The sequence below is a fragment of the Pseudomonas sp. LRF_L74 genome, from assembly GCF_965644255.1.
Taxonomy (GTDB): domain Bacteria; phylum Pseudomonadota; class Gammaproteobacteria; order Pseudomonadales; family Pseudomonadaceae; genus Aquipseudomonas.
On the sequence record NZ_CBFFRH010000008.1, the window covers coordinates 73,507 to 96,148 of the forward strand.

Genomic DNA, 22,642 nt, shown 5'->3' on the forward strand with positions numbered 1-22,642 from the left:
CGTCCAGCTTTCTCCGTGGTTTTGCCTGGTTAGATAAGAGCCGCAGGCTGTGAAAGAACGGTGGGCATGGTCTCGATACCAGCTTGCAGTTCATCCACTTGGCATTCCTGGCATTGCTATTGGAAAGATCGTGAACAGCTTCTAAGCGCCGACTTTAGGCTTGGGCTTTCGTATCTTTTCCCGCTATCTATCATTCCTAGCGCCAGGATAGTCAGATACTTGCATAACCCAGGCCCGCTCTTGTCCGGGCTGTGCCATTGGTGGTGGCCAAACAGCATGCCAATGACGGCATTGGCAACAAGGCCGCTGCGAATGTCGTGAGCATTGCCCTGACTCTTCATTTCGCCGGCAATGATGCTGTCAAGCAGCTTGCTGTAGCTGCTGCGCAGTTGTTCGATCTGCGCGCCTTGCTCAGCGGTCAGGTACACCGCATCGCGGGTGAGCAGTGTCAGTCGATCCCGATCCGAATGGCTGAACGAGACGAAGGTGTCGACGAACCTTCGCAAGCGTTCACTGCCGCTCTTGCAATTCTTTACCTGCTGTTGGGTGTTGAACAACAGGTCCGCCAACGTTGACTCGACCAGTTCGAAGAGCAGGCTCTGCTTGTTCTCTATGTGGTGATAGAGCGATCCCGCATGTAACCCCAGGTGCCCGGCCAGGTCCCTCAAGCCAATGGCGTGATAGCCATGGCTGGCAAACAGTTGGATCGCCGCGTTGATGACGCGATCGCGTGCTTGATGTGCAGGGGCCGCGGGCATGATCGATTCCTGGGATTGAGCCTGTGGGTGTCGAGCGGGGCGCGTAAATTGCGTTTGACCAAATGTAAGACAACAGGCATCTTACGTAAAGGCTAAATCGCGGAGGGGATCATGAAGCAGCAAACGGTGGTAATCGTAGGTGGGGCGTCGGGTCTGGGGCTGGAAACGGCGAAACTCATGATCACGCATGGCGCCGGCAAAATCGGTCTGATCGACCGAAACGAGCAGCTATTGGTGCAGGCGGCAGAGTTGCTTTCGGCGACAGGCTGCGAGGTCGCTACAGCCGTCGGTGATATCTCCCGGCAGCAGAGCGCCCACGCTGCATTCCAGGGCATCGTCGACCAGCTCGGGCGTGTGCATTGCCTGGTCAACAGCGCGGCCATCTACCCGCGAAAGGATATTTTCGACATTACCGATGATGAGTGGGATGTCGAGAATGCGGTGAACATCAAGGGCACCTACCACATGATGGTCGCTGCCGTACGCCACATGCAGGCGTTCGTTGCGGCTCCGGAAGTGACAGGGCGCATCGTCAACGTCACCTCCGTGGATGCCTTCAAGGCACACCCGCAAAATGCCCACTACGCAGCGACCAAGGCCGCAGTGGTGAGCCTGACCAAATCCTTCGCCCATGCCTGCGCCAAGGACCAGATCCTGGTCAACTCGGTGGCGCCAGCGGGCTTCGCCACGGAGCGTGCGCGCCAACTGGGCTTTCTCGGTGAGCTGGCGGCGGCCAACCCGCTCGGACGTGCCGCTGAGCCGGCAGAGATTGCCGAGTGGATCATCATGATGGGCAGCCGCCGCAACACCTACGCCACGGGTGAAAACGTGATCGTCAGTGGGGGATATATCTATGCCTGATGCGCTTTCGTTACCGGCTTCTTATCGGCGTGCGCTGGTCACCGGGGCTACCAGCGGTATTGGCAAGGCTGTCGTGCTCGCGCTGCGCGATGCCGGTCTGCAGGTGATTGCCGTCGGGCGCAGTCGTGACGCGCTGCAGGCGTTGGCGCAGGAGGAGGGGGTCATCACCCTGGAGGCCGACGTGCGCCAGGCCGATGCTTTCGCCGAGGTGCTCAGCCAGTATCCGGTGGATGTGCTGGTCAACAACGCCGGTGTGCTATCGACGCGTGCCAGTTTTCAGGAGATCGATCCGGCGGAAATCGACGCGATGCTCGACATCAACCTCAAGGCGCCCTTGCATCTGGCGCGCCAGGTATTGCCGGGCATGGTCGAGCGCGGTCATGGCCATCTGTTTTTCATCGGTTCCAGCGCGGGGCGCGCGCCTCATCCGGGGGCGGCGGTGTATGGCGCCTCCAAGGCGGGGGTCAGCCTGTTCTGCGATGCCTTGCGCTGCGACCTGCTGGGTTCCGGCGTGCGCGTGACGGAGATTGCGCCAGGGCGGGTGCAGACCCAGCTCTATCGCACGGCGATGGGGATGCAGGCGGCGGGTGCCGAACTGTATGACGGCTATGAGTCGATCATGCCCGAGGACATCGCGCAGTTGCTGCTTGCTGCGTTACGTCTGCCGGAGCAGGTGGATGTATCGCGTCTGGAGGTATTCCCGACGGCCCAGGCGGTCGGCGGTGCGCGGATGGTGAAGACGCGCGGTTGAGGATGAAGGGCCGGCGCCAGAGTGCCGGCTTTCTTGCGTGCGCAAGTGGTCGAGCTATGAGGGATTAGTGCTTGACCACATGTAAGACAACATATAACTTACATTAAATCGACCGAATCAACAGGTCGTGAGAAGTCCAAGCATCGAGGGGATATGAAGATGACTGCTACATCATGCCGGGTCGGCGTGGATATAGGTGGGACCTTTACGGATATCGCGCTGGATGTCGGCGGGGTGCTGCATTCGACCAAGATTCTGACGGACTACGAACTACCCGAGCGCGCGATTCTCACCGGGGTCAAGCACGTCATCGCCGCCGCCGGACTGCAGTTGTCCGATATCGATCAGTTGATCCACGGCACCACCCTCGCGACCAATGCTTTGATCGAGCGCCGTGGTGCGCGTACCGCCTTCGTCACCACCGAAGGCTTCCGTGACACTCTGGAAATGCGCACGGAAAACCGCTTCGAACAGTACGACATCAATATTGCCCTGCCGCCACCGCTGATCGAGCGCGAGCATCGCTACACCTTGCGTGAGCGCCTGGATGTGCACGGCAAGGTGCTGATCGCGCCGCAGCAGGACGAGATTGACGCGTTGGTCGAGCGTATCGCCGCGGGCGATTACCAGAGCGTGGCTATCGGCCTGATTCACAGCTACGTCAATGGCGCTCATGAGCGCCAATTGCGCGATGCGTTGCAGGCGCGCCTGCCGCAAGTGTCCATCTCGATTTCCAGTGAAGTCTCGCCGCAGATGCGCGAGTTCGAACGCTTCAACACGGTGTGCGCCAACGCTTACGTCAAGCCGCTGATCAAGTCCTACCTGGACCGCCTGGTCGTCACCCTGAAGCAGGCTGGTGCGGAGTGTCCGGTGTTCATGATCCATTCTGGCGGCGGCATCATCTCCGTACAAAGCGCCGCCGAGTTCCCGGTGCGCCTGGTCGAGTCCGGGCCGGCTGGCGGCGCGATTTTCGCCGCCGATATCGCGCGCAAATATGAACTGGATTCGGTGGTGTCCTTCGACATGGGCGGCACCACGGCGAAGATCTGCCTGATCGAGAATCAGGTGCCGAAGACCGCCAAGACCTTCGAGGTCGCCCGCACCTATCGCTTCAAGAAGGGCAGCGGCATGCCCATTTCCATTCCGGTGGTGGAGATGGTCGAGATCGGTGCCGGTGGCGGCTCCATCGCCAGCATCGACAGCATGCGTCAGATCCGCGTAGGTCCGCAAAGCGCCGGCTCCGAGCCCGGCCCGGCCTGCTACGACCGTGGCGGCAAACAACCGACCATCACCGACGCCAACCTGTTGCTGGGGCGCCTGGATGCCGACAACTTCGCTGGCGGTGCCATGCGTCTTTCCACCGATAACGCTGCCAGCGCCACGGCTGCGGCGATCGGTCAGACTCTGGGCATGGATGCGCGCACGGCGGCGTTCGGTATCTGCGAAGTGGTGGACGAAAACATGGCCAACGCCGGCCGTGTGCATGCGGTAGAGAGCGGTAAGGATATTGGCGACTACACCATGATCACCTTCGGTGGTGGCGGCCCGCTGCATGCCGCGCGACTGTGCGAAAAGATGGGGGTGTCGCGTTTTCTGGTGCCGGCCGGTGCCGGTGTCGGTTCGGCCATCGGCTTCTTGCGTGCACCATTCGGTTATGAAGCGGTACGCAGTGCCTTCGTGCGTCTTTCCGAATTCGATGCGCCACGGGTCAATGGCCTGATTGAAGAGATGAAAGGCGAAGCGATCGGTTTTCTACGCCAGGGTATGCCCGAGGGGGAGCCGGAGATGGATTGCACCGCGTTCATGCGCTACGTCGGCCAGGGCTGGGAAATCCCGGTGAGCCTGCCGTTCAAGGCGTTCAGCAGTGCCGATACCGCACAGTTCAAAGCGCTGTTCGAAGCGGCCTACACGGTGTTCTTCGGCCGTCCGATCGAAGGGCCGGATATCGAGATCGTCAGTTGGTCGGTCAAGGCCAGTTCGCCGCTGCCGCCAGTGGCTGCGGTGGAGCCGGCCAAGGCGTCCCATCGCGCCAACGAAGTAGCCCGCCGCGAGGTGTTCGACGTCGCTGCCGGTGGTTTCGTCGATACCGGCATCTACCAGCGCGAAGCGCTGCAGGTCGGTGCCCGGGTCGACGGCCCGGCGATCATCGCCGAGCGCGAAACCTCGACCTTCGTGTCGTCCTCGTTCACCGCCACGGTCCAGCCCGACGGCTGCCTACTGGTCGTCCGGCGCTAAGCCGAACTCGTTTGGAAGGTGATAATTCCATGAGCGAAACAATGATCGATATTCAAATGCAGGTGATGTGGAATCGCCTGGTCTCGGTGGTCGAAGAGCAGGCGCTGACCCTGATTCGTACCGCGTTCTCCACCAGTGTGCGCGAAGCCGGCGACCTGTCGGCCGGGGTGTTCGACCGTGCTGGCAACATGCTCGCCCAGGCGGTGACCGGCACGCCCGGTCACGTCAACACCATGGCCGAGGCGGTGGTGCATTTCATCAACGATATCGGCGAAGACAACATCTTCGACGGCGATGTGTACGTGACCAACGACCCGTGGAAGGGCACCGGTCACCTGCACGACATCACCATCGTCTCGCCGTCGTTCTACAAGGGCCGGCTGATCGGCTACTTCGCCAGTACCGCCCACGTGGTCGACATCGGCGGGCGCGGCTTCGGCCCGGATGCCCGTGAGGTTTACGAAGAAGGCCTGTTCATTCCGATCATGAAGCTGTTCGAGCGTGGCAAGGTCAACCGCGACCTGATCAACATCCTGCGCAATAACGTGCGCGAGAACGACCGCGTGGTTGGCGACTTCTATGCCCTGTCGGCCTGTAACGAAACCGGTCACAAACGCCTGCTGGACATGCTCGACGAGTTCAATCTGGTCGACCTCGAGCACATTGGCAGCTTCATTCTCGAACACAGCCGTCGCGCCACCCTGGAGTGCTTCAAATCGTTGCCCCATGGCACCTACAGCAACAGCATGACCCTGGACGGCTACGACGTTCCGGTCACGCTGGCGGTGACGTTGACAGTCGGCCCGGATGGCATCCTGACTGATTTCGTGGGTACTTCAGGGGTGAGCCAGTTCGGCATCAACGTGCCGTTGGGCTATGCCAAGGCCTACGCCTGTTATGGACTCAAGTGCATCGTGGCGCCGGAGATCCCCAACAACTCAGCCTCCCTGGCACCATTCGAGGTGACCGCGCCGGAAGGCTGCATCCTCAATGCCAAGCACCCGGCACCGGTATCGGTACGGCATGTGCTGGGCCACTTCGTTCCCGATCTGGTGCTCGGCGCGTTGCACAAGTGCCTGCCAGGCAAGGTTCCGGCAGAGGGTGCCAGTGCCCTGTGGAACCTGCACCTGAGCGTGCGCCCGCTGGAAAGCAATCCGCAAGGCCGCAACGCCGAAATGCTGATGTTCAACAGCGGCGGCATGGGCGCGCGCTCGACCATGGACGGGCTCAGCGCCACGGCTTTCCCGAGCGGTGTGCACACCATGCCGGTTGAGGCCACCGAACACGCCGGGCCGGTGGTGGTATGGCGCAAGGAGCTGCGTGACGGTTCCGGTGGTGCTGGCCAGTTGCGCGGCGGCCTGGGCCAGGAGATTGAGGTCTCGGCAGCCGAGGGCTACAGCTTCCGCTTCAGCGCCATGTTCGACCGCATTCAGTACCCGGCTCGTGGCCTGGCGGGTGGCCAGGAGGGGGCAGAGGGCTATGTCGGGCTGGACGACGGCACGGTGCTGCGTGGCAAGGGCCTGCAATTCGTTCCGGCCGAACGCCGTCTCGTGCTGCGCCTGCCCGGCGGCGGCGGTTATGGCGATCCGCGCCAGCGGCCGCGTGAGCAGGTCGAGCGCGATGTGCGTTTCGGCTACATCAGCGCCGAACAGGCACTGGACGACTACGGCTTCGAAGCCGGACTGGGGCGCTGACCATGGAATTCCAGAGTGCACGTGTACGCTCGGTGAAGAGTTCGCCGAGCATGACCATTTCAGTCGCGGCCAAGCAAATGCTGGCTGCCGGCGAGCCGGTGATCAACCTGAGCCTGGGTGAGCCGGATTTCAATACGCCAGCGCACGTCATCGAGGCGGCGCACCAGGCGATGCTGGATGGCAACAACCATTACACCGGCCCCAATGGCCTGGAGGTGCTGCGTCAGGCCATCGTCGACAAGTTCCAGCGGGAAAACGGACTGCGCTACGGCCTCGATGAAATCTGTGTGGGCAATGGCGCCAAGCAACTGCTGTTCAATGCCTTCCTGGCCACGCTGGAGCCGAACGACGAAGTCATCACGCCGGCGCCTTACTGGGTGTCGTACACCGACATGGCGATTCTCAACGGCGGTGTACCCAAGGTCATTCCCTGCGGTTCGGAGTACGGTTTCAAGCTCGATGCCGCACGACTGGAGGCGGCGATCACGGCGAAGACCCGCTGGTTGATGCTCAACTCGCCGAACAACCCGTGCGGCGCGATCTACACCCGCGAGGAATTCGCCGCCCTGGGAGCGGTCCTGGAGCGTCATCCGCAGGTGCTGGTGATTTCCGACGAGATCTACGAACACATCCTGCTCACGGACAAGCCCTTCGTCTCGTTCGTCAAGGCGTGCCCGCAGTTGCGTGAGCGCACCCTGCTGATCAACGGCGTGTCCAAGGCCTATGCGATGACCGGGTATCGACTGGGCTACGCCGCCGGGCCGAAGGCGCTAATCGTGGCGATGAACAAGACCCAGTCGCAGACCACCACCTGTCCCTCGACCATCTCGCAGTTGGCTGCCGCAGCGGCCCTGAATGGCACGCAGGATTTCGTACGCGAGGCCAATCGCGAATACCAGGCGCGGGGGGCCCTGGTGGTGAAAGGCCTGTCGGATATCGAAGGCCTGGAGCTGCAAATGCCGGACGGCGCCTTCTATGCCTTTCCCAAATGCGCTGCGTTCATCGGCAAGCGCACACCGGATGGCCAGGTGATCGAGAGCGACACCGATCTCTCGGCCTATCTGCTGCGGGTCGGCAAGGTGGCCACCGTGCCGGGCTCGGCGTTCGGTCTGGAGCCCTACATACGCCTGTCGTTTGCCACCTCGCGCGAGCAACTGGAGCAGGCCATCGTGCAGATGCGCGAAGCCCTGGCGGCGCTGAAATAATTTCACCTATTCGAGATTCTGATCATGAGCAAGCCATTCAAACGACTGCTGATTACCGGCGCCGCCGGTCGCCTGGGACGTGTGTTGCGTGAGCATCTGCGCGACTACGCCGAGGTCCTGCGCCTGACCGATATCGCCGACCTGGGCGAGGCCGCCGCTCACGAAGAGCTGGTGCGCTGCGACTTGGGCAACTTCGCTGACGTGTTGCCCCTGGCCGAGGGCGTGGACGCCATCGTGCATGCCGGTGGCGTGCCGCTGGAGAACACCTTCGCTGCGATCCTCAACGGCAACATCGTCGGCACCTACAACATCTACGAGGCGGCGCGTCAGCACGGCGTCAAGCGGGTGGTGTACACCAGCTCCAACCATGCCATCGGTTTCTATGATCGCACCGAAACCCTCGACGCCAGCGTGCCGCATCGTCCGGACAGCCTCTACGGCCTGAGCAAATGTTTCGCCGAGGACCTCGGCCGCTACTACTGGGACAAGTTCGGTATCGAGTCGGTCAACCTGCGCATCGGCTCTTCCTTCGAAGAACCTTTGGACCGCCGTATGCTCGCCACCTGGCTGTCGTTCGGCGACTTCGCCCAGTTGGTCGAGCGCTCGCTGCTGGCGCCGCGCGTCGCCCACATGATCGTCTACGGCATGTCCAACAACCGCGAGAGCCTGTGGGACAACCGCATGGCCTCGTCCATCGGTTATGTACCCAAGGACAGTGCCGACGATTACCGCGAGAAGGTGCTGGCCGAGCATCCGCCGCTCGATCGCAACGAGCCGGCAGCGCGTTACCACGGCGGCAATTTCGCCGGTGCCGGCCACTTCGAAGATCCGAAATAACACCCACATCAGAAGAGCGCTCATTCCATGGCTTCAACTGCGAAACAACAGAATTACGATGTGGTGATCGTCGGCGGTGCGGTGAACGGCAGTTCCGCCGCCTATTTCCTGGCCACCAATCCGGACTTCAAGGGCTCCGTGCTGGTCATCGAGCGCGACTGGACCTACAACAAGTCGGCCACTGCGCTGTCCAGCAGCTCGATCCGCCAGCAGTTCTCCAATCCGATCAACATCGAGATCTCCAAGTTCGGCGCCGAGTTCGTGCGTAGCTTCCCGGACGTCATGGCAGTCGATGGCGACCGCCCGGACCTGGCCTTCCACGAGAACGGCTACCTGTTCCTTGGCGACGACAAGGGCTTCGAAGTCCTGCGTCGCCTGCACGATACCCAGGTCTCCCATGGCGCCGACGTGCACCTGCTCGACCCCGAACAGCTGGCGCGCCAGTTCCCCTGGGTCAATATCGACTCGCTGGCTGGCGCCAGTTATGGCAAGAGTGGCGAGGGCTGGTTCGACAGCCTCGGCATGCTCCAGGGCTTCCGGCGCAAGGCGCGTTCGCTGGGCATCGAGTACATCGAAAACCAGGTGGTGGGTATCCAGCGCCAGGGCGAGCGGATCACCGGTGTGACCCTGGCGAGTGGCGAAAGCATTGGCTGCGGCACCCTGGTCAACTGTGCCGGAACCCGTGGTACCCAGGTCGCACGTATGGCTGGCCTGGATATTCCGGTGGAGCCGCGTCGCCGTTCGTTGTTCGTCTTCGATTGCCGCACGCCGCTGCAAGGCAACGTGCCGCTGACCATCGACCCGACCGGGGTGTTCTTCCGTCCTGAAGGCCAGTTCTACCTGGGTGGCACCTATCCCAAGCACGACCCGGAAGTGGATTTCGAAGACTTCGACGTGCTGCACGACGAGTTCGACGAAGAGGTCTGGCCGATTCTCGCCGAGCGGGTACCGGCGTTCGAAGGCATCAAGGTGGTCAACTTCTGGGCTGGCCACTACGACTTCTGCGTGCTCGACCACAACGCCATCGTCGGCCCGCACAACGAAGTGAAAAACTTCCTGTTCTGCAACGGTTTCAGCGGCCATGGCCTGCAACAGGCGCCGGCTATCGGCCGTGGTCTGTCGGAGCTGATCACCTACGGCGGCTACCGCAGCCTGGACCTGGGCGCGCTGTCCTACCAGCGGGTCATCGACAACAAGCCGTTCCTGGAAGACTCGGTGATCTGACCGGGATGCCTGAGGGAGAACAACAAGATGAATACTGAAAACAAAGGCCTGCGTAGCGGCGGCCAGCTGTTGGTCGATGCCTTGCGCGTCAATGGCGTGGATCGCGCCTTCTGCGTGCCCGGCGAAAGCTACCTCGATGTGCTCGATGCCCTGCACGATGCCAAGGATGACATCGAGCTAGTGGTCTGCCGCCAAGAGGGCGGCGCCGCCTACATGGCCGAGGCCTATGGCAAGTTGACCGGCAAGCCGGGTATCTGCTTCGTCACCCGTGGTCCGGGTGCGACCAACGCTTCGGTGGGCGTGCACACCGCCTTCCAGGATTCCACGCCGATGATCCTGTTCATCGGTCAGGTCGCCCGCGACCAGATCGAGCGCGAGGCTTTCCAGGAGATCGATTATCGACGCATGTTCGGCCAGATGGCCAAATGGGTGGTGCAGATCGACGACGCCGCGCGGATTCCAGAACTGGTCAGCCAGGCGTTTCACCGCGCCATCAACGGTCGCCCGGGACCGGTGGTGGTGGCCTTGCCGGAAGACATGCTGACCGACCGCTGCGCGGCGGTCGATGCAGGGCCGGCGAAGCTGATCGAGCCGGCTGCGCCTGCCGAGAGTCTGCAGCAGTTGCAGGCGCTGCTGCAGGCGGCGCAAAAGCCGCTGGTGGTGATCGGTGGGGGAGGTTGGAACACCCAGGCGGTCGCCGATGTGCGGCGCTTCATCGAAACCCAGAACCTGCCGGTCGCGGCATCGTTTCGCTGCCAGGACCTGTTCGACAATACGTTGCCGAACTATGCCGGTGACCTCGGTCTGGCCGCAGGCCCGGAGCTGGTCGACTCGGTGAAGAACGCCGATCTGTTGCTGGTGATCGGTGCGCGCCTCGGCGAGATGAGCACCGGTGGCTATGCTCTGGTCGATATCCCCGTGCCCAAGCAGAAACTGGTGCACGTCTATCCGGGCATCGAAGAGCTTGGGCGCGTCTACCAGCCGACCCTGGGGATCAATGCCGGCATCAGGACCGTCACCGCGCAATTGGCTGCGCTGCCCTCGGTCAAGCCACAAGCGTTCTCGGCCTGGGTAGAGAGAATCAACGCCGGCTATCGCGCCAACTTCGAGTGCCCTCGCTCTCCCGGCCAGGTGCAGATGAGCGAAGTGATCGCCTGGCTGAACGAGAACCTGCCTGACGACAGCATCCTGGCCTGTGGCGCGGGCAACTACACCGGCTGGGTGCACCGTGGTTACCAGCACCGTACCTTCCGTACCTTGCTGGGGCCCACCAACGGCTCGATGGGCTACGGCGTGCCGGCGGCGGTGGCAGCCAAACTCACCGCACCGCAGCGCACGGTGGTGGCATTCGCAGGCGATGGCTGTTTCATGATGAATGGCCAGGAGCTGGCGACGGCCGCTCACTACGATGCCCGGGTGATCGTGATCGTGATCAACAACGGCATGTACGGCACCATTCGCATGCACCAGGAGCGCCATTACCCGGGGCGGGTTTCCGGCACCGAGTTGCACAATCCAGACTTCGCCGCCTTGGCACGGGCCTACGGCATGCATGGTGAAACCGTCGCCGCGACCGAGCAATTCGTCACGGCCTTCGAGCGCTGCCAGGCGTCGGGTAAACCGGCGCTGATTGAGGTGCAAATCGACCCCGAAGCCCTGACGCCGCGCATGACCCTCAGCCAGATTCGCGAGAAGGCGCTGGCATCGCGTTGATTTTCCGCCGGTGGAAGTCGTTCGGCTTCCGCTTCTTTTTTCCGATTCGAACGAGCCAATCAGCATGAAACTTGCCGATCCTGATCTGCTGCGTGAGCGTTGCTATATCGATGGCGCCTGGCTGGATGCCGATAGTGCGAGAACCGTCGACGTCATCAATCCGGCGACCGGGCAGCGCCTGGGTCACATACCGCGCATGGGTGCCGATGAAGCCCGCCGGGCGATCCTGGCTGCCGAGACGGCTTTGCCTGCCTGGCGAAAACTGACAGCGAAGGAGCGTGCGGCCCGCCTGCAGGCCTGGTTCCGCGAAATCATGCTGCACCAGGACGACTTGGCGCAGATCATGACCGCCGAGCAGGGCAAGCCGCTTGCCGAGTCGCGGGGCGAAATCGCTTTCGCCGCAGCCTATGTCGAGTTCTACGCCGAGGAAGGCAAGCGCATCTATGGCGATGTCATTCCCTCGCCGAATGCCGACCGACGACTGATCGTGACCAAGGAGCCAATCGGGGTTTGCGCGGCGATCACGCCCTGGAACTTCCCGGCAGCGATGATCACCCGCAAGGCCGCTCCAGCCCTGGCGGCTGGCTGTACGCTGGTGCTCAAGCCTGCATCGCAGACGCCTTATAGCGCGCTGGCGCTGTGCGTGCTGGCTGAACGAGCGGGTATTCCGTGCGGGGTACTCAACGTGGTGACCGGCGACTCATCGGCCATCGGTGGCGAGCTGACGTCCAGCCCGATCGTACGCAAGCTGTCCTTCACCGGCTCCACGCCCATCGGCATCCAGTTGCTGCAGCAGTCTGCTGCCACGGTGAAGAAAGTCACCATGGAGCTGGGCGGCAATGCCCCCTTCATTGTCTTCGATGACGCTGACTTGGACGCTGCGGTGGAGGGCGCGCTGATCGCCAAGTTCCGTAACAGCGGACAGACTTGTGTGTGCGCCAATCGCTTCTACATTCAGGCCGGCATCTACGAGCGTTTCATCGAGAAGTTCGCCAAGCGTGTTGCCGGGCTGGTCATCGGCAACGGCGCAGAGTCGGGCACGACCGTAGGACCGCTGATCGATGGCAATGCCGTTGCCGGGGTCGACGCGATGGTGCGTGAGGCGGTCGAGGCCGGCGCTCGCCTGGTGGCCGGCGGTAAGCGTCACCACCTGGGCGAAGCGTTCTACGAGCCGACCTTATTGGCTGATGTCTCCCCCGACATGCGCGTGGCACGCGAGGAAATCTTCGGCCCGGTGGCACCGTTGTTCCGCTTTAGCCATGAAGACGAAGTGATAGCCCTGGCCAATGACACCGAGTTCGGGCTGGCCTGCTACCTGTACGCGCGGGATGTCGGGCGGATCTGGCGGGTTTCGGAGGCGCTCGAGTATGGCATGGTCGGCGTCAATGTTGGCGTGGTAGCCACCGAGGTCGCACCGTTTGGCGGTGTGAAATCGTCGGGGCTGGGCCGGGAAGGCTCGCGTTACGGGATCGAGGATTACCTCGAGAGCAAATACGTCTGCCTTGGATTGAACTGACCGCGGAGATTACTCTCCGCTGTCGACCAGGCGCTGGTAGCGCGAAAGGCTTTCTTCGAGGTGCTTGCGCAATGCCGAGCGCGCGCCACTGACATCGCCCATGGTGATGGCGGAGACGATGGCGCCGTGCTCGCGGCCGATCTTCTTGATATGGGCCTGGCGGTTCTTGCCTGTCGACTGGCCGTGCTTGAGGTTCAGGTCGAAGATGATGTCCGGGCCGAGCGCTTCGAGCAGTTGCGTGAAGTGCGGGTTGTTGGTGGCGCGGGCGATGGCCAGGTGGAACTCGAAGTCCGCCTTGGCTTCTTCTTCCAGGCTGGAGCCGTCCAGTGCGTTGAAACGGTCATAAGCCTCGGTGATCTGGGCCATGCTGGCTGGGCTGCGACGTTCCGCTGCGCGAGCCACCGACTCCGTCTCGATTCCCAGGCGCAGCTCGAGAATCTGTGCGGCGGCCCTGACATCGTCGACCACGGTGCTGAGGGCGAAACCCAGGCGCTTGACGTTCTGCTCGACGACGAACACACCAACGCCTTGGCGGGCGATCAGCCGTCCACCCAGGCGCAGCGAGGCCACGGCTTCGCGAACGACGGGGCGACTGACGCTGAACTCCTTGCACAGTTCCTGCTCCGACGGCAGTTTCTGGCCAGGGCCATAGACGCCTGTATCGATGCGGTTGGACAGTTCCTGGATCACGGTCTCCGCCAGATTGCCCCTGCGCGTACCTAACGACGCATTCATAGACATGTAGCTCCTGAAGCAGATTGCTTATCACGGTGAATGGATAGTAATAGTCGTCAGCTCGGGTAGACATCGCCAGAGCTATTTGAGCTCAACCTGAGAAACCCTCGGCATTCGCTTCGTTTTTGTACCTATATGTTATCAAACATCTGACTTGTGATGGTGCAAGGGGCCGCTTTTCCTGCCGTTCTCTGCTCCATCGCTGTGCAAGCCATTCGCTTTCTGCGGCCCTTATTCTCTTTTTCGATTTTCATCAGTATACAGTTATTGACAGTTGCCTGCTGACTGTTATCTTACAAGTGCTTTCGCCGGTTCGGTCGACAGCGTGCAACGAAGTGGTACCGATGGGCGAGGGGATGCGTCCGTGTAGCAGTACGCACGACCCATTGCTCTAACGCCCTGTGCTCAAACGTTTCGTCTGATGATTACTGGGAGCTGAGAATGAATAAGAACAACTTGAGGGTGAAAGCCCTTGTCGCGGTCATGACCTCGTTGGCGAGTGTCGGCAGTGCCTTTGCAGCCGAGACCCAGGTGGTGAAGATCGGTTTCGCGGGCCCTCTGACTGGTCCGTCCTCACATCAGGGATTGGATGTGGAGCATGGGGTGAGTATCGCGATCGAGGAGGCCAATCAGCAGCAATTGAAGATTGGCGACAAGGTCGCCGAATTCAAGCTCGTCTCGCAAGACGATGTCGCCGACCCGCGCACCGGCACTGCAGTGGCCCAGCGCCTGGTCGATGCCAAGGTGGCTGTGGTCATCGGCCACTACAACTCCGGTACCAGTATTCCGGCATCGAAAATCTACGGCGATGCTGGCATTCCTCAGATTTCGCCATCGGCCACCAACCCGGCCTTGACGCGCCAGGGCATCAAGTCGGTATTCCGGGTGGTCAACGACGATGCGACACTGGGCCGCTACGCAGGCAACTATCTGGTCAACAAGCTCGAAGCCAAGCGCATCGCCATCTTCGACGACCGTACTGCCTACGGCCAGGGCCTGGCCGACGAGGTCGCCAAGGCAGTCAAGGCAGCCGGTGGCGATGTCACGGTGCGCGAGTACACCAACGACAAGTCCACCGACTTCAACGCGATCCTGACCACGGCCAAGGCGCAGAGGGTCGACACCGTGTTCTTCGCCGCCCTGGACTACCAGGCTGCGCCGATGGCCAAGCAAATGAAGAACCTGGGTCTCAAGGCTCGCTTCATGAACATCGGCAACCTGCCCAACGACGACTTCAAGAAAATGGCTGGCAGCGCCGCCGAAGGCGTCTATGCCTGGAACTACGGCACACCCTTGCAGGACATGCCCAAGGGGGCGGCCTTCGAGCAGAAGCTCAAGGACAAGTTCGGCACCGGTGTCGTGCAGTCGTCTCCTGCGGCCTATGACGCGACCTGGGCGGCAATCACCGCGATGGTCAAGGCGCAGTCGGTAGAGCCGGCGGTGTACCTGCCCGTGCTGAAAAGCTCCAGCTACGAAGGTGTGACTGGCACGATCGCCTTCGACGAGTACGGCAACCTCAAGAGCCCGGCGGCGACGATCTTCCAGTTCGTTGATGGTGGCTGGAAAACGCTGTCCGTGGAACGCGACTGAGCATTGCCCGTTACCCAATAAGAACAGGGCCAGCAGCGGCCTCGCGACAACAATAAGAAGCGCACATTTCTGACCTGCCCAATCTGTCGCCGCGCTGCCAGCCGGCGCGGCAGACACTCATGCGGTCTCGAGGATTCAGCACGTGGAAGGCAATTTCGATATCTTGTTGCAGCAGATCCTCAACGGTCTGGTGCTTGGCAGCATCTATGCGCTGGTGGCGCTCGGCTACACCATGGTCTACGGCATCATCGGCCTGATCAACTTCGCCCATGGCGAGGTCGTCATGGTCGGTGCGATGGTCACTGTCTCGGTCCTGACCATGCTGGCGGGCTTCGGCTTCCAGCCAGGCATGCTGACCTTGCTGTTGGCGATCATGGTGGCGGCCATCGTCTGCATGCTGCTGGCCCAGGGGATGGAGAAGTTCGCCTACCGCCCGCTGCGCAAGGCGCCCCGGTTGACCCCGTTGATCCTGGCCATCGGTATTTCGATCTTCCTGCAGAACCTGGCGATCATGATCTGGGGACGTGGCTACAAGACCTTTCCGGAAGTGGTCGAGACCCAGCCGGTCGAGGTGTTCGGCGCCACCATCACCAACGTACAGATGAGCATCATGATCATCTCGGTGGTGATCATGTTCGGCCTGTGGCTGCTGGTCGACAAGACGCGCATGGGCAAGGCGATGCGTGCGACTGCGCAAAATCAGGAAGTCGCCGGCCTGATGGGTATCAACATCAACCGGGTGATCTCCCTGACCTTCCTGATCGGTGCCGCGCTGGGTGCCATCGCGGGCGTCATGCGTGCGGTCAACTACGGCCAGGCGGATGCCTACATGGGGCTGCTGCTCGGGCTCAAGGCGTTCTCGGCGGCTGTGCTCGGCGGCATCGGCAACTTGTTCGGTGCCATGCTCGGCGGCCTGCTGCTGGGGCTGATCGAGTCCTTGGCGGCTGGCTACACCGGCCAGTTGACCGGCGGCTTCCTGGGCGCCAACTACCAGGACATCTTCGCCTTCGCAGTTCTCATCCTGGTGCTGCTGTTCAGGCCTAACGGGTTGATGGGTGAGCGCCAGGCAGACCGGGCGTAGGGAGGGGATGATCATGAAAAAACAGAGCGCACAGTATGTTCTGCTGGCACTGGCTTTCATCGCCCTGCCTTTCATCGTCGACGCCATCCCGGTGCTGGGCCCGACCTGGGTACGCATCCTGGGCTTCGCCATGCTCTATGTGCTGCTGGCGCTTGGGCTGAACATCGTGATCGGCTATGCCGGCCTGCTCGACATGGGCTACATCGGTTTCTACGCGATTGGTGCTTACCTGTACGCGCTACTGGCCTCACCCCACCTGAACATGGCCGGGCTGGTCGACAACGTATTGAACTGGCCGCTGTGGATGATCGTTCCTATCGCTGCAGTCGCCGCGGCCATCTGCGGCGTGCTGATCGGTGCGCCGGTGCTCAAGCTGCGCGGCGACTACCTGGCCATCGTGACCCTGGGCTTCGGCGAGATCATCCGCATCTTCATGAACAACCTCGACCAGCCGCTGAACATCACCAACGGCCCGCAGGGCATCAGCAATATCGCACCGCTGCACATCGACGGTGCTGGCTGGTCATATGCCGCCGGGCAAGCGCCCGAGGCGATCCTGTCGTTGCAGGCCTCTTGGAGCCTGTTCGGACTGAAGGTCACGCCGGTGATCAGCTACTACCTGTTTTTCCTGGCCATCGTGATCTTTGCCATCGTGTTGTCGAAGCGCCTGGAAGTGTCGCGTATTGGGCGGGCCTGGATGGCCATGCGCGAAGACGAGATCGCGGCCGAGGCCATGGGCCTGAACAAGCGCAACCTGAAGCTGCTGGCCTTCGCCATGGGCGCGACCTTCGGCGGTGTTTCGGGTGTACTGTTCTCCAGTTACCAGGGCTTCGTCAGTCCGGAGTCCTTCACCCTGATGGAGTCGATCATGGTCCTGGCCATGGTGGTGCTCGGCGGCATGGGTTCCATTCGCGGCGTGGTGCTCGGCGCGTTGATCCTGTCGATCATGCCGGAGCTGTTCCGCGACCTGGTCAACTGGATTCAGCCCTTTGTCATGGACAACGTGACCTTCGTCAGTCGCGAGGTGCTGCGCAATATTCTCGATGCTTCGACCCTGCGCATGCTGGTGTTCGGCCTGGCGTTGATCCTGGTGATGCGCTATCGACCGGAGGGGCTATGGCCTTCCAGCCGCCGGCGAGCCGAATTGCATGATAACGATCAGGCACCTGTCGACCTGTCCATTAGGGTGGATGAGCCAAACAAGCCTGACTATGAATACCCAGTGAAGTTGGCGGACAAGGTATGAGTGACGTACTCCTGGAGCTGCGCTCCGTCAGCAAGTTCTTCGGTGGCCTGCAGGCCTTGCATGGCATCGACCTGTCGATCAAGCGTGGAGAAATTCGCGGGCTGCTGGGACCTAACGGCGCCGGCAAGACCACCTTGTTCAACGTACTGACCGGCCTGTACCGGGCGGAGCAGGGCAAGGTCGAGTTCAATGGCAAGCCGTTGCTCATCCGCAAGCCGCACAAGGTGGTCGAGGCGGGAATTTCCCGCACCTTCCAGAACATTCGCCTGTTCCACAACATGACCGCCCTGGAAAACGTGATGATCGGCCGGCATGTACGCACCCGCTGCGGCGTATTCGGTGCGATCTTCCGCACGCCGGCCTGCGTCCGCGAGGAGCGGGAAATCCGCGAATCGGCCCGCCACTGGCTGGCCTACGTGGGTATCGCCCACCTGGCCGGAGAACTGGCCAAGAACCTGTCTTACGGTGATCAGCGCCGGCTCGAAATCGCGCGCGCTTTGGCTACCGAGCCCTTGCTGGTGGCGTTGGACGAACCGGCCGCCGGCATGAATGCCTCGGAGACCGAAGGGCTACGCAAGCTGATGTGCAAGATGAAATCCGATGGCAAGACCGTGCTGCTGATCGAGCATGACGTGAAGCTGGTCATGGGCCTGTGCGATCACGTGACGGTATTGGAGTTTGGCAAGAAAATCGCCGATGGCTTGCCGGCCGATGTGCAAAAGGACCCGAAAGTGATCGAGGCCTATCTGGGGGCGGAGGCTGTAGCCTGAGCATGAACAACATACTTGAAGTACGCGATCTGAAAGTTGCCTATGGGGCGATCCAGGCGATCAAGGGCATCGACTTTCACGTGGGGCAGGGTGAAATGGTCGCCCTCATCGGCGCCAACGGCGCCGGCAAGACCACGACCCTGAGGACGCTGGCGGGTCTGCTAAATCCGGCGGCGGGCAGCATTACTTTCGACGGTCAGGCGCATGCGGCGATCAAGGGCCATGACCTGATTCGTGCCGGGCTGGCGTTGGTGCCCGAGGGGCGCGGCATCTTCTCCAAGCTCAGTGTTCACGAGAATCTGGAAATGGGTGCTTTCTCCCGTACCGACGGTAAGCCAGCTATCGCTGCCGACATCGAGCGCATGTTCTCCATCTTCCCGCGCCTCAAGGAGCGCGCCAATCAGTTGGCCGGCACTATGTCCGGGGGCGAGCAGCAGATGCTGGCGATCTCCCGCGCGTTGATGGGCAAGCCCAAGTTGCTGCTGCTCGACGAGCCCTCGATGGGGTTGGCTCCGATCATCGTGCAGAAGATCTTCGAGACCATCGTCGAGGTGGTCAAAGGTGGCGTGACCTTGCTGCTGGTCGAGCAGAATGCCCGGCTCGCGCTGCAGACCTGCCAGCGAGCCTACGTGATCGACAACGGTCGGATTGCGCTCGAAGGGCAGGCCGATGAGTTGCTGCATAACGAGCAGGTGCAGAAGGCCTACCTGGGTGAGTAGATACGCACGTCAGGGCTTGCTGCCATGGCGTGGTTTATTCAGGGGCGTCCCGGATAAATGGACAATGGAAATGCTAGCTGCCACGAACTTCATCAGTGCATGACCATCAAGTACGAGCTGGCTTGTGCCAGCTCTGTCATCGCCTGTATCCGGTGATCGTCAACTTATGTTGATCACTTCATACCGCTCAATCCGTGCCAATTAATAAAGCGGTGGTAGCGCCATTATGTCCAGTTCAAGTAGGCCTCCAAATAATTCGGAGACCTATTGAGATAGGTCTATATATCAAACGGGAGGGGTTATATGTTCTCCAGGGGATGTTGTTTTGCTTTTGGCGTATCCACCTTTACCGGCCGGGATAACTATGATTCTCGACGCCAGGATAAAGACAACACTTGCTGTGAGCGCCGCTAAGACAGAGGCCGGTACCAGCGGGTACGGGAAGTTTGAGGTATAGGTCAGGGGGTTGAGCACATAGATGTAAGTGGCCACGCCGATGATCATCCCAAGCACCGCTGCCGGGTTGACACCTTTCCAGTAGTGGTAGCTCGGCTCTTGATCATCAAAGAGACCGCGGACATTGATAACCCCACGTCGTAGGATGTAGTAGTCAGCGATCAAGATGCCGCATAGCGGAGCAAATCCGACCCCGATCAATCCCAGGAATGTCGAGAAGTTGTTGAAGAATAGATTGGGGATGAACAGACCTATCAAGGCAATCGGGGAAATCACGATCAGCAGCAGGACTTTCCATGAAATTTTCTCGAACGTCTTGTAGTGGCGAAGGCCCAGTGCCGAGCAATATATGCCCGCGACTGCGGTGCCCAGGTTGGCCGCCGTTACGAAGGCGAGGGATATGATTGCATAGGTCGGACCTCCTACGGTGGCGAGCCATTCCGAGGGATCAGAAACCTTGAGGACGAGCACGCCCGCGATGCCGATCAAACTGAGTGCCGCTACCGAGCCGCCGAGCCCGATCATGGCCGGGACGGCAGCCTTCCTGCCGTTCGGCACCATCCTGGACATTGCCCCGATATAGGGCCACCAAGACAGCGATGCGGCGATTCCAAGCTCGAGCCCGGTCACGAAATTCCACACCGGGTCCGCTGAGGCCTGGACAGGTTGCGCGGTTGCCAGATCATCCCATCGTTCATCCACGATGATGTAAAGCATCCACAGGCCGACGAAGACGTGGGCAACCAGGATTTTTGCAACCTTGTCGACGCCTCCAGAGCCTTTTATCAAGAAAAGCATGACTAGAACGCAAGCCAGGAAAGTTGCGCATGGCTCAACTATTTTACTGTGCTCTGGCCCTGTCAGCCCTACGGCCACAAGAAACTGTGCAGCGGACTTTCCAAAGAAGATTAGAAGTAGGCAATTCCACCCTAGAATAGAGAGGAACTGCAATGTGGCCGGGATGATCCAGCCTTTTGAACCAAAGGCTGGTTTGCTGGAGGCAATTGAGTCGACCCCGAAGCGGCAGCAGATAGGAAGAGCTGCCAGTACGGTCAGCAGCATTCCAAACATGCAACCTGCTGTCAGTGAGGCAAGTCCTTGGCGGAAGTTCAGGTAGTAGCCGACGTACTCGCCAATGATGTAGCACCACGTCGCAGCGCCCGCCGTTGTGAGGGCGATGAGGAGTTGCCAGCTCCCCCAGACCCGCTCGACAGGTAGAAGCGGCCATGCCGATGTATCGGCAATAGGCTCCAGCTGATCTTGCTTGCTCATAGCCACCCCCAAACGGCAATTGCAACGGGGAATACGACGCCCAGCGCAATAAGCCAGATCCAGGTGTTGCTGTCGAAGTCCGCTCCTTGATTCTGCTCTTGCTCCAATAGGGATATTCTTTTTTCTAACTCAATAGGTAGCGCACGCATAGAGTAACTCCTGCAACCTTTCTTGTGAGTCCAGGCTTGGGGCCGGATAATTAGCAGTTATCAGGTAAAGTCAAGGACGGTGCGTCCTTGAGCAAGAACGTATTCAACTTTTATTGTTCTTAGATCATCTACGGGTATATCGAAGGGATTATGGTCAAGTGCGATTATGTCAGCGAACTTGCCTGGGGTGATGCTGCCGCGTATATCGTCTTCACCCATTGTTGCCGCCGCATCCAGCGTATGCATGCGCAACGCTTGCTCCAGTGACACGGCTTGTTCTGGATCTATGTAGTTTCCGGAATAGGCTTGGCGCTTTACGCAACACCAGATACTGAAAAACGGGTTGGTGGCCTCGCGCTCGGAACCGATCCAGACATCCGAACTGCCGGATAGCCGCCAACCTTGAGCGAGAAGATCCTTGAACGGAAAGCGGCCAATACGACCGGTGTCGCCCAGATAATCAGGGAAGTATTCGCCGAAGGTATAGATGAAGACGGGTTGAGGCACCGGAATGATGCCCGCAGAGGCCCAAGCCTCCATCGTCTTCTGGCGGGGCATGAAGTTGCCCGCGTGTTCGATGCGCATGCGGGTACGGCCGCTGCTGGCGCCGCCCATTGATTGCACCAATTCGCAAAGCCATTCCTGGGCTCGATCGCCGTTCGCATGTACTGCAAGCTGAAGACCTGCTTTCTGCGACTGTTCGTAGGCCCGGCGGAAAAAGTATTTAGGAAAGGCGATCTCACCGCACTGGCCGTTCAAGCCAAGATAGGGGCAACTTACCGCAGCGCTCTTGGCTGAAAATCCGCCATCGGAGAACAGCTTGATACCTTGCATGCGGATCATGTTTTCAGAGGCGCTGAGCTGGAATTTGCTTTGCCAATTGCACGCTTCATCCAACTCCATCGTACCTGGAGCCCAGATATAGATACGCATGGATACGGGCAGCGAACCTTCGCAGGCCATTTCATCCATGCACTGGATACCCTCGACTGTCTCGGAGATCTCGCCGATGGTGGTAACGCCAAAGCGCGTGAAGTATTCGAAAAGTCCTTCCTTTAACGCGCTTTTCAGGGTGGACCGATCACAGCCTGGAAACGGGAGGAGGGTGTCCATCTCCTTTACGATGCCCGTGGGGTCGCCATTTTCGTCCCGCTCCACGATAGGCAGGCCCGTGACGCTGAATGCTGGCGGTACATAGCTCCGGTTGATGCCAGACACTTCCAATGCCTTGCTGTTCAGCACGGTAATATGCCCACCAGCACGCACTGCAATAGGCGAGTCTTTGCTTACGGCATCAAGCTCGGCTTTGCTCGGCAGCCTGCCTTCCTTGAGCTTGCGGTCGAAGAACAGGTTGCCCTGGCCGACAACCCATTCACCGGGAGCTCTTTCATCCCGTGCCTTGGCCAGTAGATTGCATACGTCTTCGATCGACGAACACTCCGGTGCCCGGCAGTCGATCGTGTTGAAGGTCGTACGGCACACCACCTCTGCGTGAGCGTGGACATCTACGAATCCCGGCATCAAGGTCCGATTGCCCAGGTCTGTGACAACAGTGGATTCTTTGCGGTAATGCTCGACTTCATGACGGCGGATCAGTCTGACGATCCGATCGCCTCGTACTATGACGCCTTCTGCATGCGGGTCCGCATCCGGGCTCATCGCAATAACCTTTCCGCCAAGAATAATCCGTTCGGAAGGGGTCTCTCTTTCGATCATCGTAGCTTCTCCAGCGCGGAGGACTTGGGAAGTGGAGCGCGTTGCAACGGCGCTTCAGTGTGGTTCGTGGCAGTCACGTAAAAATTATTTTTTCTTCCTAAGAATTCCGCTTTT

Annotated in this window: 19 protein-coding genes and 1 pseudogene; 15 read left to right on the forward strand and 5 right to left on the reverse strand. The window is 60.6% G+C overall.

Annotated features, from left to right (window positions below; translation table 11 throughout):
- Positions 1 to 14 precede the first annotated feature (14 nt).
- Positions 15 to 134: pseudogene (locus ACSZPK_RS20115) on the forward strand (IS5/IS1182 family transposase); the annotation flags it as partial.
- Here the strand turns inward: ACSZPK_RS20115 and ACSZPK_RS20120 are convergent.
- Entirely contained in the window at positions 117 to 758 is a 642-nt protein-coding gene (locus ACSZPK_RS20120) for a TetR/AcrR family transcriptional regulator (protein ID WP_437883302.1), read from the reverse strand. The pseudogene ACSZPK_RS20115 and the gene ACSZPK_RS20120 overlap by 18 nt on opposite strands.
- Positions 759 to 869: 111 nt before the next feature.
- Here ACSZPK_RS20120 and ACSZPK_RS20125 point away from each other — a divergent pair, with 111 nt between their 5' ends.
- The 9 genes from ACSZPK_RS20125 (at position 870) to ACSZPK_RS20165 (ending at position 12,794) form a co-directional block, all read left to right on the forward strand.
- A complete protein-coding gene (locus ACSZPK_RS20125; RefSeq protein ID WP_437883303.1) occupies positions 870 to 1,619 on the forward strand; it encodes an SDR family NAD(P)-dependent oxidoreductase in 750 nt (249 codons plus the stop codon).
- A complete protein-coding gene (locus tag ACSZPK_RS20130) occupies positions 1,612 to 2,370 on the forward strand; it encodes an SDR family oxidoreductase (protein WP_437883304.1) in 759 nt (252 codons plus the stop codon). The genes ACSZPK_RS20125 and ACSZPK_RS20130 overlap by 8 nt, the downstream gene beginning before the upstream one ends.
- Before the next feature lie 159 nt (positions 2,371 to 2,529).
- Positions 2,530 to 4,605: a hydantoinase/oxoprolinase family protein gene (locus ACSZPK_RS20135; RefSeq protein WP_437883305.1), complete on the forward strand. Its 2,076-nt coding sequence runs from the start codon at positions 2,530 to 2,532 to the stop codon at positions 4,603 to 4,605.
- A gap of 41 nt (positions 4,606 to 4,646) precedes the next feature.
- Positions 4,647 to 6,299 (forward strand): hydantoinase B/oxoprolinase family protein, encoded by a 1,653-nt coding sequence (locus tag ACSZPK_RS20140; RefSeq protein ID WP_437883306.1) that lies wholly within the window; start codon positions 4,647 to 4,649, stop codon positions 6,297 to 6,299.
- A gap of 2 nt (positions 6,300 to 6,301) precedes the next feature.
- Positions 6,302 to 7,504, forward strand: a complete 1,203-nt coding sequence (locus tag ACSZPK_RS20145; RefSeq protein ID WP_437883307.1) for an aminotransferase class I/II-fold pyridoxal phosphate-dependent enzyme — start codon at positions 6,302 to 6,304, stop codon at positions 7,502 to 7,504.
- A gap of 24 nt (positions 7,505 to 7,528) precedes the next feature.
- Positions 7,529 to 8,341 carry an NAD-dependent epimerase/dehydratase family protein gene (locus tag ACSZPK_RS20150; RefSeq protein ID WP_437883308.1) on the forward strand — a complete coding sequence of 271 codons (813 nt, stop codon included), beginning with the start codon at positions 7,529 to 7,531 and terminating at the stop codon, positions 8,339 to 8,341.
- A 27-nt stretch (positions 8,342 to 8,368) separates the two neighbouring features.
- Entirely contained in the window at positions 8,369 to 9,565 is a 1,197-nt protein-coding gene (locus ACSZPK_RS20155) for an NAD(P)/FAD-dependent oxidoreductase (protein ID WP_437883309.1), read from the forward strand.
- Positions 9,566 to 9,592: 27 nt separating this feature from the next.
- A complete protein-coding gene (locus tag ACSZPK_RS20160; protein ID WP_437883310.1) occupies positions 9,593 to 11,278 on the forward strand; it encodes a thiamine pyrophosphate-binding protein in 1,686 nt (561 codons plus the stop codon).
- Between the two features lie 64 nt (positions 11,279 to 11,342).
- Positions 11,343 to 12,794: an NAD-dependent succinate-semialdehyde dehydrogenase gene (locus ACSZPK_RS20165; RefSeq protein ID WP_437883311.1), complete on the forward strand. Its 1,452-nt coding sequence runs from the start codon at positions 11,343 to 11,345 to the stop codon at positions 12,792 to 12,794.
- A 9-nt stretch (positions 12,795 to 12,803) separates the two neighbouring features.
- Here ACSZPK_RS20165 and ACSZPK_RS20170 read toward each other — a convergent pair whose 3' ends face one another.
- A complete protein-coding gene (locus tag ACSZPK_RS20170; RefSeq protein ID WP_437883312.1) occupies positions 12,804 to 13,529 on the reverse strand; it encodes a FadR/GntR family transcriptional regulator in 726 nt (241 codons plus the stop codon).
- Between the two features lie 441 nt (positions 13,530 to 13,970).
- Here ACSZPK_RS20170 and ACSZPK_RS20175 point away from each other — a divergent pair, with 441 nt between their 5' ends.
- The 5 genes from ACSZPK_RS20175 (at position 13,971) to ACSZPK_RS20195 (ending at position 18,935) form a co-directional block, all read left to right on the forward strand.
- A complete protein-coding gene (locus tag ACSZPK_RS20175; protein ID WP_437883313.1) occupies positions 13,971 to 15,119 on the forward strand; it encodes a branched-chain amino acid ABC transporter substrate-binding protein in 1,149 nt (382 codons plus the stop codon).
- A gap of 142 nt (positions 15,120 to 15,261) precedes the next feature.
- On the forward strand, positions 15,262 to 16,200 hold the full coding sequence (locus ACSZPK_RS20180; protein ID WP_437883314.1) for a branched-chain amino acid ABC transporter permease: 939 nt from the start codon (positions 15,262 to 15,264) through the stop codon (positions 16,198 to 16,200).
- Positions 16,201 to 16,213: 13 nt separating this feature from the next.
- Complete coding sequence (locus ACSZPK_RS20185; RefSeq protein ID WP_437883315.1) at positions 16,214 to 17,446, forward strand: ABC transporter permease subunit; 1,233 nt, start codon at positions 16,214 to 16,216, stop codon at positions 17,444 to 17,446.
- On the forward strand, positions 17,443 to 18,216 hold the full coding sequence (locus tag ACSZPK_RS20190) for an ABC transporter ATP-binding protein (RefSeq protein WP_437883316.1): 774 nt from the start codon (positions 17,443 to 17,445) through the stop codon (positions 18,214 to 18,216). The genes ACSZPK_RS20185 and ACSZPK_RS20190 overlap by 4 nt, the downstream gene beginning before the upstream one ends.
- Positions 18,217 to 18,218: 2 nt before the next feature.
- Complete coding sequence (locus tag ACSZPK_RS20195) at positions 18,219 to 18,935, forward strand: ABC transporter ATP-binding protein (RefSeq protein WP_437883317.1); 717 nt, start codon at positions 18,219 to 18,221, stop codon at positions 18,933 to 18,935.
- Between the two features lie 285 nt (positions 18,936 to 19,220).
- On the opposite strand, the gene ACSZPK_RS20200 is transcribed toward ACSZPK_RS20195, so the two are convergent.
- The 3 genes from ACSZPK_RS20200 to ACSZPK_RS20210 are packed head-to-tail and all read right to left on the reverse strand — an operon-like array spanning position 19,221 to position 22,528.
- Positions 19,221 to 20,663 carry a purine-cytosine permease family protein gene (locus tag ACSZPK_RS20200; protein WP_437883318.1) on the reverse strand — a complete coding sequence of 481 codons (1,443 nt, stop codon included), beginning with the start codon at positions 20,661 to 20,663 and terminating at the stop codon, positions 19,221 to 19,223.
- The gene (locus tag ACSZPK_RS20205) at positions 20,660 to 20,812 is read right to left on the reverse strand and encodes a hypothetical protein (protein WP_437883319.1); all 153 of its coding nucleotides are present in this window, start codon (positions 20,810 to 20,812) and stop codon (positions 20,660 to 20,662) included. Before ACSZPK_RS20205 ends, ACSZPK_RS20200 begins: the two co-directional genes overlap by 4 nt.
- Before the next feature lie 60 nt (positions 20,813 to 20,872).
- On the reverse strand, positions 20,873 to 22,528 hold the full coding sequence (locus ACSZPK_RS20210) for an amidohydrolase (RefSeq protein WP_437883320.1): 1,656 nt from the start codon (positions 22,526 to 22,528) through the stop codon (positions 20,873 to 20,875).
- Positions 22,529 to 22,642: the final 114 nt, after the last annotated feature.